At 53.9% G+C, this 1,738-nt stretch carries 1 rRNA gene; it reads left to right on the plus strand.

What is annotated here, in order from left to right:
* A 23S ribosomal RNA gene (locus AC07UK_RS38705) occupies nt 1–1,714 on the plus strand; the annotation flags it as partial.
* Between the last annotated feature and the right edge of the window lie 24 nt (nt 1,715–1,738).

Consider the following 1,738-nt stretch of genomic DNA (forward strand, 5'->3'; position numbering starts at 1 on the left):
AATGTGCGTGGTAGGAGAGCGTTCCGTAAGCCTGTGAAGGTGTCTTGTAAAGGATGCTGGAGGTATCGGAAGTGCGAATGCTGACATGAGTAGCGATAAAGGGGGTGAAAGGCCCCCTCGCCGTAAGCCCAAGGTTTCCTACGCAACGTTCATCGGCGTAGGGTGAGTCGGCCCCTAAGGCGAGGCAGAGATGCGTAGCTGATGGGAAGCAGGTTAATATTCCTGCACCGTCGTATGATGCGATGGGGGGACGGATCGCGGAAGGTTGTCCGGGTGTTGGAAGTCCCGGTCCCTGTATTGGAGAAGGCGCTCAGGCAAATCCGGGCGCGGAATTCAAGGATATGGGGCGAGCGGCCTAGTGCTGCGAAGCAATTGGAAGTGGTTCCAAGAAAAGCCTCTAAGCTTCAGTCATACGAGACCGTACCGCAAACCGACACAGGTGGGCGAGATGAGTATTCTAAGGCGCTTGAGAGAACTCGGGAGAAGGAACTCGGCAAATTGGTACCGTAACTTCGGGATAAGGTACGCCCTGGTAGCTTGACTGGCCTGCGCCAGAAGGGTGAAGGGGTTGCAATAAAATGGTGGCTGCGACTGTTTAATAAAAACACAGCACTCTGCAAACACGAAAGTGGACGTATAGGGTGTGACGCCTGCCCGGTGCCGGAAGATTAAATGATGGGGTGCAAGCTCTTGATTGAAGTCCCGGTAAACGGCGGCCGTAACTATAACGGTCCTAAGGTAGCGAAATTCCTTGTCGGGTAAGTTCCGACCTGCACGAATGGCGTAACGATGGCCACACTGTCTCCTCCCGAGACTCAGCGAAGTTGAAGTGTTTGTGATGATGCAATCTCCCCGCGGCTAGACGGAAAGACCCCATGAACCTTTACTGTAGCTTTGCATTGGACTTTGAACCGATCTGTGTAGGATAGGTGGGAGGCTTTGAAGCGTGGACGCTAGTTCACGTGGAGCCGTCCTTGAAATACCACCCTGGTTTGTTTGAGGTTCTAACCTTGACCCGTGAATCCGGGTCGGGGACAGTGCATGGTAGGCAGTTTGACTGGGGCGGTCTCCTCCCAAAGTGTAACGGAGGAGTTCGAAGGTACGCTTGGTACGGTCGGACATCGTACCTAAAGTGCAATGGCAAAAGCGTGCTTAACTGCGAGACCGACAAGTCGAGCAGGTGCGAAAGCAGGACATAGTGATCCGGTGGTTCTGAATGGAAGGGCCATCGCTCAACGGATAAAAGGTACTCTGGGGATAACAGGCTGATACCGCCCAAGAGTTCATATCGACGGCGGTGTTTGGCACCTCGATGTCGGCTCATCTCATCCTGGGGCTGTAGCCGGTCCCAAGGGTATGGCTGTTCGCCATTTAAAGAGGTACGTGAGCTGGGTTTAAAACGTCGTGAGACAGTTTGGTCCCTATCTGCCGTGGGCGTTGGAATCTTGACGGGGGCTGCTCCTAGTACGAGAGGACCGGAGTGGACGTACCGCTGGTGTACCTGTTGTCTCGCCAGAGGCATCGCAGGGTAGCTATGTACGGAAGAGATAACCGCTGAAAGCATCTAAGCGGGAAACTCGCCTGAAGATGAGGATTCCCTGGAGGCTTGACCTCCTTGAAGGGTCGTTCGAGACCAGGACGTTGATAGGCTGGGTGTGGAAGCGCAGTAATGCGTTAAGCTAACCAGTACTAATTGCCCGTAAGGCTTGATCCTATAACCAGTGTGTTTTGCCTGGTG

The sequence above is a fragment of the Cupriavidus sp. GW821-FHT07C08 genome, assembly GCF_059419025.1.